The 10741-nt window shown below is 46.2% G+C and carries 9 protein-coding genes and 1 pseudogene; 4 read left to right on the plus strand and 6 right to left on the minus strand.

Features of this window, described 5'->3' with window-relative positions; genetic code table 11:
- The first annotated feature begins 463 nt into the window (after positions 1-463).
- Entirely contained in the window at positions 464-619 is a 156-nt protein-coding gene (locus C4S39_RS15755; protein ID WP_258039336.1) for a hypothetical protein, read from the plus strand.
- A 23-nt stretch (positions 620-642) separates the two neighbouring features.
- On the opposite strand, the gene C4S39_RS07165 is transcribed toward C4S39_RS15755, so the two are convergent.
- Together C4S39_RS07165 and C4S39_RS07170 are read right to left on the minus strand one after the other, a co-directional pair.
- A complete protein-coding gene (locus C4S39_RS07165; RefSeq protein ID WP_103966344.1) occupies positions 643-1803 on the minus strand; it encodes a DUF1207 domain-containing protein in 1161 nt (386 codons plus the stop codon).
- An 8-nt stretch (positions 1804-1811) separates the two neighbouring features.
- Positions 1812-2285: a BON domain-containing protein gene (locus C4S39_RS07170; RefSeq protein WP_103966345.1), complete on the minus strand. Its 474-nt coding sequence runs from the start codon at positions 2283-2285 to the stop codon at positions 1812-1814.
- 240 nt (positions 2286-2525) lie between these two features.
- On the opposite strand from C4S39_RS07170, the gene ggt reads away from it, so the two are divergent.
- From ggt to C4S39_RS07185, 3 genes are all read left to right on the plus strand, one after another.
- A complete protein-coding gene (gene ggt, locus C4S39_RS07175) occupies positions 2526-4274 on the plus strand; it encodes a gamma-glutamyltransferase (RefSeq protein WP_103966346.1) in 1749 nt (582 codons plus the stop codon).
- A gap of 301 nt (positions 4275-4575) precedes the next feature.
- On the plus strand, positions 4576-5988 hold the full coding sequence (locus tag C4S39_RS07180; protein ID WP_103966347.1) for a dihydrolipoyl dehydrogenase: 1413 nt from the start codon (positions 4576-4578) through the stop codon (positions 5986-5988).
- Between the two features lie 135 nt (positions 5989-6123).
- Positions 6124-7716, plus strand: a complete 1593-nt coding sequence (locus C4S39_RS07185) for an APC family permease (protein ID WP_103966348.1) — start codon at positions 6124-6126, stop codon at positions 7714-7716.
- A 67-nt stretch (positions 7717-7783) separates the two neighbouring features.
- On the opposite strand, the gene C4S39_RS07190 is transcribed toward C4S39_RS07185, so the two are convergent.
- From C4S39_RS07190 to C4S39_RS15980, 4 genes and pseudogenes are all read right to left on the minus strand, one after another.
- Entirely contained in the window at positions 7784-8149 is a 366-nt protein-coding gene (locus C4S39_RS07190; protein ID WP_258039337.1) for a rhodanese-like domain-containing protein, read from the minus strand.
- A gap of 236 nt (positions 8150-8385) precedes the next feature.
- Entirely contained in the window at positions 8386-9648 is a 1263-nt protein-coding gene (locus C4S39_RS07195; protein WP_103966350.1) for a methane monooxygenase/ammonia monooxygenase subunit B, read from the minus strand.
- Complete coding sequence (locus C4S39_RS07200) at positions 9648-10472, minus strand: methane monooxygenase/ammonia monooxygenase subunit A (RefSeq protein ID WP_103966351.1); 825 nt, start codon at positions 10470-10472, stop codon at positions 9648-9650. Before C4S39_RS07200 ends, C4S39_RS07195 begins: the two co-directional genes overlap by 1 nt.
- Before the next feature lie 172 nt (positions 10473-10644).
- Positions 10645-10741: pseudogene (locus C4S39_RS15980) on the minus strand (methane monooxygenase/ammonia monooxygenase subunit C); the annotation flags it as partial.

Below are 10741 nucleotides of genomic sequence, written 5' to 3' on the forward strand. Positions count from 1 at the left end.
AATTTTTGTAGCTTATAACAATCGCCAATGCTTATTTATGAGTCAGAGAAAACGGATTCAACGTTTACCTTATTTAAGGTATGCGTATTTTAGAATCATTTTCTCTTCTCGAAATGAGTAATAAATAGCATATTTCCCCCTTATCTACAAAGCATTTTAACAACTCATCGCCAGTAAAATAAATACCCCTCGCTCCGTTTTACCTTCTATTTTTCGGAAGCCGCCCGCAACAAGAAGCCTCGCAAGTGGCAATATTTGGTATGAAAGGCTTTAAAGAGGCGATCAATTTGGTAGTTAAACCCGGAGCTTAGGTTCTGGAACTGGGCGGCGAAACCGGTGTGCAATCTTTTTTGCCGCTCAAAAAGCACAGAAGGTATTTTGTGTCGAGCGTAACCCTGAGCTAGTAAGTGCTGCGCGCTGTATTACGTGCCACCGGAGCCCGTTCGATGTAGTTATTTGTGAAATGTTTCACACAGGCTTATTACGTGAAAAACAAATACCTGTGATTGATGCATTTAAAAAGCGCTATCTGGAAAAATTTGGCGGCCCATTACCTGTTTTCATACCGGAAGCCAGTATCCAGGCTATTCAACCTTCAGGCGATGATAAGAAATCGTGATGAGAATTTTATTCCTGCTCGAATCAGAAATGATAATGTGCTCCCACTCCAATATATTCCACGTCGTTTCTTAGAAACTGTCCACTGGGGGAGTGTCCGTTAAAGTATTCCAGGAGTATCTGGAGTTTTCTTCCAAGTACTTGTAGATTATCGAATTCAACTCCGGCTCTGGCTGAGATATCAGTGCTCCAGTTATTTCCTTGAAAATTCTTGAAGTCAGCTGCAATGATAGGACGCACGGGTGCAAAATCCAGGCGCCAGGGGCTGCGAAACTCAACACCATATTGTGTCATCCATACTTCAAGCGAGGATGGTTCTTTATGAAATAAACCACCGCCTCCACCATATAAACGTATTCCATAAGGAAATTCATACGATAATCTGAGATCCGCGCCTTCATAACTCAGGTTTATGCGCTCGAATGTGGAATTTATTCTACGCAACAAAAATTCATCCCCCAAATGCGAGCTTTGATGATAAATGCGACCAAACGCTGAAAATTGCTTTGCACGTATGCTCGAATATGCCGATGCAATAAAATCTGTATTAATGAGATCTGCGGAGGGAGCGCCCAAATCAAAATCACTAAAAACGCCGGCTTGAAGCCCCGCTTCCCACTGTGCAAGCGAACGTCCGAAATTTCCACGGTAAAACGGTATCGTTTCACCAAAGCTTACTGCACCGATGTTTCTTCCTTCGAAGTTATCGTTTACGTAATGACGATAAGAAGCCGAAAAATGAGCCCAGCGAGGATCAGCCAATAACGGTTTGAATAAATGGCCACTCGGCAATAACCCTGTTGGCAATAGCGTAGGATCAGTATTCATTATCGCCACCGTTTGTCCGGCGGATTGCTGGATGGGTTGTGAAGGTGCGGTAGCTGCGGGTATCTCGGCAGTAACTTCCGCTATCTTAACCTCATTAACTCCCGGAATTTCCGATAACGCCTGCACAACACGGGATTGATCAGAAATATTCAAACTATCCTGCGGTAAAAGGATGACACCATTTTGCACAATGAGCGATGGAATATCCAGGTTCAATCTATACCGCAACATGCTGGTTGCATAACCAGCAATATAGGCATCACCCGGATGAGTTACCCGCGCGGCGTCGGTTGTCGCGACGGCGGTTGTATTAAACAGCATAACCCCTGACAAAGCGATATATCGCAAACTAATCATCAATTGCCTTACTCAGGCAAAACGACTTTGACAATCAGGTTATTTTCCACAGCTTTTACATCCTTCTGCGCATAAGCCACTTCTGCTGCTCTGTCTATGAGTTCCCGAGAATCAACCATGCCACTCAATTGCACCGTGCCATTAACTGTGGTTACTTTAATATCAGATACTTCAAGTAAAGGATCACTCGCAATTGCCGCCTGTACGTTTAAAGTAATAGCCGAGTCATCGAGATACTGATTACTTTCCTCGAATTGGTCGGTTACCGTTTTTCGTGCTTCGTTAATTTCTTTACCGACCTGCTCTGTAATCTGCTCCATCTTTTGTTCCGCATTCTCAATTGAGTGATCTATTTTTTCTCCTATTTTTTCCGCCGGCCCCTCTTGCTGGCAACCTGTCAAACCAAAAACAGCGAATAGGCCCGCAATCACAATAATTCTTTTAATTAGAATATTTTGTATGTCTTTATCCATAATTTTCATAAATTCTCCTTGGTTCTTCATTCTCAATCTATTCTGTGTATATTCTATTGAAATTATAGGAAGTTCAGTCCGAATTCTAGCAAACGAATCAGAAGCGTTCTGTTCGCTATCACACGTAAGCTTCACTAGCGATTATCAGTCGAGTCTGTTCTCTTGGGGTTTTATGATCCAGTTTACCCAACTTTACTTATCTCCACCAGACGTGGCACTCTACACATTTGGTTCTTGGGGAGAAATGGGATGTGTTGGTTGGGTATAAAACCGCTATTTTTTTCTGTTCTATGTATCGGCAGCTTATTGGCTCATGCCAGTAATCCCATTATCACGCCCGAGGCCGCCAGCGGCTTTAGTGCGATTAAATCGGCCAATTACAGCAAAGTGATGGCTGTCACAGCCAATCCGCATGCCAGCCGCGCCGCTGTCAAGATTTTACGCCAGGGCGGCTCCGCTGTTGATGCAGCCATTGCCGCGCAATTGGTTCTTGGTCTTGTCGAACCTCAATCATCGGGAATTGGCGGTGGTGCATTTATGCTTCATTGGCAGGCAAGAAGCGGTGAACTGGTCGTCTGGGACGGCCGGGAGACGGCACCGGCGTCGGTATCAGAGACTTATTATATGAATACCGATGGCCAATCCATGGATTTTTTTAGTGCTGTTATTGGCGGTCACTCGGTTGGCGTGCCGGGCGTTTTGGCAATGCTGGAGGCCAGCCACAAGGAACATGGTAAGCTGCCATGGGCGAACTTATTTAAGCCTGCCATTATTCTAGCCGAACAGGGTTTCGCCATCTCTGAGCGATTGCACACTCTGCTAAGTAGCATGCCCAAGGTGGCTGTGAACCCACAGATTCGCGAGTATTTTTTTAACCGCAGTGAAACAGGCTGGCAACCCAAAGCTAAGGGTAGTCTGCTGCAGAACCTTGCCTACGCGCAAACGCTGCGACGGCTTGCTGCTCTCGGTGTCACAGATTTTTATCAGGGCGAGTTGGCCAAGCAGATCGTCCAGGCAGTAAACAATGATCTCAATCGACCAGGCCGCCTCAGTCTTTCTGATATGAACGCGTATCAACCCAAAAAGCGCGAAGCCCTTTGCGGCCAGTTTCGAATATACCGGATTTGCGGCGTTCCTCCGCCATCTTCCGGCGGTACTACAGTACTAGCGATTCTTAGTCTGTTGGAGGCTTACGAAATTCGTTATGGAGAGCACGCCGACTGGCAGCACGGCTTTATCGAGGCCTCCAAACTGGCATTTGCTGATCGTAATGCTTATGTGGGAGATCCGGCTTTTGTCAGTGTGCCTACCCAAGGCATGATCGATCAGGATTATCTTCATCAGCGCGCGATGCTGATTCGCAACAATTCTGTCCTTAGCAACGTAAGTGCTGGTTCGCCGCCAGGTGCCGAACCCCGTCTTAGCAGCAATTCCCCGGAGCTTCCTTCCACTACGCACCTGAGTATTGTCGATATCGAAGGTAATGTAGTCAGTATGACCAGTAGTATTGAAACCGCTTTCGGTTCTCGAATCATGGTCGGTGGATTTTTGCTGAACAATCAACTTACTGATTTCTCCTTTATGCCAAAAACTGCCGATGGCGTGCCGGTCGCCAACCGCGTTCAATCGGGCAAGCGGCCGCGTTCATCAATGTCACCGACTGTCGTTTTTAAAGACGGCAGGGCTCTACTGGTGATTGGCAGCCCAGGTGGCACAAGGATAATCAACTACGTTGCCGGTAGCCTTTATCGCATTTTAGCCAGGCGATTACCTATAGCCGAGGCCATTGCCGATGGACATATTGTTGCCATGGGATATGGTGTGGAACTGGAAAGCGGCCGTGTTGATGAACCAACGCTAATACGACTGCGCGAACGAGGCCACAATATTGTGCTAAGAGATCAAACCAGTGGCTTGCACGTAATTCGTATCGATGAAAAAGCCGGTCTTGAAGGCGGCGCGGATCCTCGCCGCGAAGGTGAAATTAGCGGTTTCTGATTAGAATTTGTGTGACTCAGGTATGGATGCATGCCAGATATCAAAAAACCTATAGCGTGTTGCGTATTGTTTGAATATCAAGTCCCTGATAGGATGATTGAGAAAATCAAGATGGCAACTAATAAGGCATTGATGTTAGAAACATGAGAAGTTTTCAACTGATCAAAAAGCTGGCACGAGCAAGCTCAATCCAAGCCACGCGAAGACGGCAAGTAGTCTGGGAATGCTAAAAAAGAATATCAATCGAGCTTGACGTCACTGCTCGGATGTTATTCTTCACCTATCATCGGAGAAAATTGTTATGAATGAAATACTGGATGTGATTATCGTGGGAGGGGGCAGCGCCGGCTTGTCCGCACTGCGGGAGGTACGAAAGCACACTGACCGTTTCGTGATTATCAATCACGGACCGTGGGGCACTATTTGTGCCCGGGTTGGCTGCATGCCATCTAAAGCACTGATCGAAGCAGCCAATGCCTTTCATCGCCGCAATACCTTTGAAGAGTTTGGCATTCGTGGTTCTGATCAGCTCACGCTTGATATTCCTGCTGCGCTGCAGCGAGTGCGGCAATTGCGCGATGATTTTGTTTCCAGCACGGTCAAAACAACAGAAGAATTGGGTGAACGTGCCATTTCCGGACGCGCGCGGCTCCTTGCTCCGGATAGGTTGGAAGTTAATGGTAAAGAGTTACGTGCGCACAAAATTATTATCGCCACCGGATCGCGTCCGATTATACCCGCATCGTGGAATTCATTAAGCGATCGACTGCTCACAACCGATATTTTGTTTGAACAAAAAACTCTGCCCGCTCATATGGCGGTGATAGGAATGGGCTTTATTGGTGTCGAGATGGCACAGGCACTCTCCCGGTTTGGTATTAAGATAACGGCATTTGGCGGAAATCAATTCGCTGGGCTGACAGACCCTCAAGTAATTGCAACAGCGACAGAACTGTTAGGAAAAGAATTTCCTCTGCATCTGGGAAAGAAAGCTGACCTGAACCTCGTACATGAAGGCATACAAGTACGTGCGGGAAGTGTGGAAATAGTGGTTGATCGCGTTTTTGCTGCTTTAGGGCGCCGCCCCAACATCGACCATCTGGGATTAGAAACACTCGGCGTATCACTCGATCAACACGGCATGCCGCCGGTAAACCCAAATACCATGCAGATAGCGGATCTGCCGGTATTTATGGCTGGCGACGCTAATGACCAAGTGCCACTGCTACATGAAGCTGCTGATGAAGGATACATTGCCGGGATCAATGCCATGCGCTCCGATCCGCTTTGTTTTACACGCCGAACACCTCTGACCATCATTTTTACTGACCCGAACATAGCAATCGTGGGCAGCCGCTTTCAAACCCTCGATCCTGCCAAAACCTTAGTTGGGGAAGTTCATTTTGACCGGCAAGGACGCGCGCGCGTTAGCCAGCGGAACAAAGGTATTCAGCGTCTTTATGCCAATGCGGAAAGTGGTCGACTATTAGGTGCAGAAATGTGCGCACCCGCTGGCGACCATATGGCACATCTACTGGCATTGGCTATCGATCGCTCACTCACGGTACAGCAGCTATTGCGCCTGCCATTTTATCATCCAGTTCTGGAGGAAGGCATGCGCACGGCACTACGTGCTCTGGCAGCACAACTTCCTGTTGTGAATGAATTCGATCTGTCCATGTGTGGCACCTTTAATACGGAAGCTCTGGATTGATATATCTTGCTAGAAATGCGGCATTTTGGCCTGGTATCAGAGAAATGCCTGTGATTTTTGACTTCATTCTCAATCTTTGCTACTTTTCAGCGCAACGCAAGTCAGGGATATTCTATTTGAACCAAGAGGTATGAGATGCATGAAGAAACAGTGATGCATGATTTAAAAGCCAAAGGCTTAAAAAAGGGATCCGTATCCAGATGGGCCGCAGTGACAATTGGTCTCGCAGCAACCGCCCCGGCCTATTCTTTGACTGGAGCTCTTGGCTATGGTGCGGCTGGAAGCGGCTATCAATTACCAATTGTATTCATACTTTCAGTAATTCCAATGTTCTTCGTTGCTTTGTCTTACAAACACTTAACCACTTCTGCCCCGGATGCCGGCACTATTTTCACCTGGGGCACAAAAGCTATAGGGCCAAAGTTTGGTTGGTTTGGAGGCTGGGCACTTCTACTAGCAAGTGTTTTGGCAGGTGTTGCCGCTACTCAGATTATGGTAAATGCGGCGGCTGTTATTTTTCACCTGACTAATATTCCAAAATGGTTTCATATTGGAGTATCGGGCCTTTTCATCTTCAGTACAACCTATCTCACCGCGCTTGGTGCTAAAGAATCTTCGCGCACCACTATGATTCTGACAACTGCTCAATACAGCATCCTTATCGCGCTTGCCGCATTTTTATTATTACGGGTCATGCAAGGAGGTGCTGTCAGTACCGCCGAAACATTCTCGCTTGAGTGGTTTAATCCATTTGCAATCAACTCATTTACCGCTTTTCTGGACGGCTTTCTTATTGCACTCTTCATATTCTGGGGATTTGATGCATCTTTGGCAATGTCGGAAGAAATAGAAGGTAGTGCTGAGCAAGCTGGGAGGAGCGGTATTATTTCAATGACCATTACAGTTATCACTTATGTTGTTTTTTCCACCACTGCATTGGCATATGCCGGTATAGATTCCCATCATCAATCAAGCTTGACGTTTAAGGATAATATTGACTCCAGCCTAACTGTTCTTGCCACTGATATCATCGGCACCAAGGGAGCGTTGATTGCCGCATTGATTGTCGGGGTTTCTGCTTTCTCCGCTACAATATCTACGATTATGCCTGCTGCGCGTGCTGCCCTGGCAATGGCGACATATCGAGCAATTCCACAAAGATTCTCTTCGGTTAATGAAGCAACACAAACTCCAAAATTTGCCACTTGGACTATCGGCTTAATGACACTGATCATCTACAGTACGCTTAGTTTAATTAGTGAATCAATCGTTGAAGATACGATTCATAGTGTCAGTATTGCGATCTGCACTTACTACTCTGTTGCAGCATTATCTTGTGCGTTATATTTCCATCGCACGGCCCTTAATCACTGGCGCACAGCTGTGTCTCAGGTATTGCTGCCCACTATGGCTGCCGTTGTGCTGATTGCTGTAGGAATTCTTCAAGTTTGGAATATGATGGATCCGAATTATGGGTCAAGCGGATCAGTTGCTGGCATTGGCGCGGTTTTTCTAATCGGGGTTGTCGCGTTGTTTTTAGGAATTCCTTTGATGATGTGGTGTTATTTTCGGGATCCTAGATTCTTTCATGGTGAAACATTACCACTTGAAAGAGCTCATATAGTATCCGACAGCAATAATCGCAATACAAACTATACCGCTACCCGTTGGCATATCAGCGATAGCAGTTTATCGCGTCCAACCGAACAGGATGAGAAAAATCCATAAAGCATCCTATCATTGCAACTTGATGATTGACTCCAGCAAATGATACTGCAACGTACAATACGAATAGTCATTTTTCTAGATTGATATTTCTCTCTAATGGAAACCCCGCATCACGCAATGCTTTGATTCCACCAACTAACGACAATACACTTTTATAACCCATTAACTGCAGCGTATCGGCTACCAGAGCTGATCGATAGCCTCCACCGCAATACAATATGATCGGTGTATTCTTATCAGGTATGGCTGTTTCAATGTCACGCTCGATAATACCTTTACCAAGATGGCGGGCACCTGCAGCATGATTTGTCAGAAATTCATGATCTTCCCGCACATCAATAAAATGAAATTGTATTCCTTCTGTCAGCTTAGCTTGCACATCTTCTACTGTACATTCCTTTATGCGTTTTCTTGCTTCCTCTACTAATTTCATAAACCCAGAATTATGCTGCATTATTTTCTCTTACATATTTATTCAAAAACTGGTAGCGTCTATCACAATCAAGAAAATGTAACAAAGAGCTCCTACTCTATATTTTTTAGGCCATTTTTAGTAGCCCACCCTATTTACCACTTATTTATCAAAACAGAAATACAGCAATAAAAAAAACCGGTACACCGGCTGTCTTCCGACAGTGGTGTACCGGTGTATTTTGATGCTATACCAGCTTATAGCTTGGTAAAGACTGGAATTACCGCACCAGCAATACTGTTAATGTAACGATTGCCGTCATCATCCCATGTCATCAGTAAACCACCAAAGCGGCTTTCCGGATCACCCAACAGAGCCATCAAACGTTGTACTTCCCACAACGCATCTTTGGCTTCCATCTTAACTTCCCGGGTTTCTCCAGGTTCAATCCCTCTGTCGTCATCCATTGTCAAACCAGTAGCTACCAGTTCTTTTGGATAATCCGGATCCAGATGCTTCTGGCCCAGTGGGTTTACAAAACGCACACCCGCTGTCGTGAACTCTCCGATGTTAACCGCTGAGTCTCCGTTATTAGTGATTTCCATCGTCACGCGTAATGCACGTCCAGGAACATCATAGTTAGCATGAGTTACCTTGATCGCTACCGGATTCGGTGCAATCGGCATCGGCTCTACTTTGGATTCACCCGCTTGGATCGGTATGGTATAAGGGTGTACGGTTTCAGTGTAACGATAGCCTCCCCATACCAGCGCACAGGTCAATATCGCCATTGCCATACCAAATTTCCTGTCCGTCGGTGATGTCAGTAGTTCGTCACCATATGCCAGCAATACGCGACTACGTGGCAAAAACATCGGTTTCGCTACAAAATAACCAATCCAGAAAACCCCCAGACCTGTCCATAAAATATGCCAGAATATACCGTTGCTGAAGTTAAACGTCTCCAGATCAATCGTTTTTCCTGTCAGTGTGGTTACAGGGTTGGTAAAGTCATCCCAGCTACCTGAAATGTTCATCCACGCCGCTGGTCCTGCAATAGGGCCCGCATCTTTTACGTTAACCATCGCATGCATGTGATGGCGGCCTGGAATACGCGCTTTCAGCTTAACTTCAAACTCATAGTCACGACCAATGATCAATGGTCCTGATATGAATGTCGGTTCGCCATTCAGCTTGGTGCTCAGACGTACAAACACCGGGCTTGGGCTACCTACGTTAAAGAATGCACGGTCAGGTTTACCTACCGCACGTGGCCAATCTTCTGCCAAGTGAAATTTCCCTGTCATGGTCGCTATGTCATTTACCTTGGTGACTTTCGGTTGCCATTTCAGGTCATACCATTGAATACTACGCATACGGAGAAATGGTTCCTGTGAACGTTCACCGTGTGCCGCCGCCGTCTTAACATCTACCGTCAGCGTCAGCGCCAGTGAGGCCGCCCCTATCGCCGCTCCATACAGGCCTAATACGCCCAGTTTAAAAATGCTTTTTATATTCATTATTTAATCCCCTGTGCAAAGCCTTTTTCACCAAATGCCGTTACGTCGTGCTTCATCGAAATACGTCCTCTTTCTCCTTTAACATAGAAGAAAGCGGTACAGTATAGTTTGCCAAAGTACCACCATACGCAGAACATCAGCATGGATACAAAGGCCGAGAAGAATGCAGCAATCACCGTGGTGTGGCCACCAAAGGTACGCAGCGATCCTTGCTCAATCAGGCGAACATATTCCGGTGTACCTGTACGTACATACAGGAAACCTGTGTAGTCAGCTACTGACAGCAACACGCCTTCTACAACCAGCGGCAAGTGAGTCGGGCCAAAAATAGGCCAGTTTCCTGGATAGAAAAATAATCCCCAGAATCCACCACCTAACAGTGCGGTTATCAGCCAGTTACCCGTCAATAACATAATTGTGTCCAGCATCAGCGCACCAGGAATCATGGTTGATGGCAGTACAAAGTTGATCGGATAATGTGACCACCAGTAAAATCCCCAGTAGCGGGTCAGCCATTCACCTACTAACAGGCATACGATACATAGTGTCGCGCCAAATGGCAGACGATAGTTTACCCACAGGTAATACATCAGTGCCGCACAGTACATGATACCTACAATCGGTGTTACTACAGGCCACCATTGACGGTCTTTCCAGTCAAGCCAGAAATCCCAGTCCCCTGCCAGCAACATGAAATGCATGTGAAACGTTCCTACCAGAAGAATACAGAGAATTGGAAAATAAACCGCATCTATATATCTGGACATCTTGACCGCTTCCGGCGGCATCTTTGCTGCCGCTATAATTTCGTCTGTTCTACTCACTAGACTCTCCCTTCTTTCGTGTGATATTAAATATGAAAACATGACGATACTTCCCTTACTTCTCTTTATCGTCAGCCTATAGGCTCATTCTCATTTGTACAAATAACTTAGTCGTGATATTCCTTACCTTCCCCGCCATTTTCCTGACAAAAGAAGGTAAGTTACATCCACATTAAGGAACGATGCGATTGTTCAGAATTTCTCTGCTTGCGTTGTTCCAGGTTACATCAGTCAGGTTAGAGTAACGGGTGATAATCTGTGCTGCTATA

Origin of the sequence: Nitrosomonas ureae (assembly GCF_900108305.1) — a bacterium.
Lineage (GTDB): Bacteria > Pseudomonadota > Gammaproteobacteria > Burkholderiales > Nitrosomonadaceae > Nitrosomonas > Nitrosomonas ureae_B.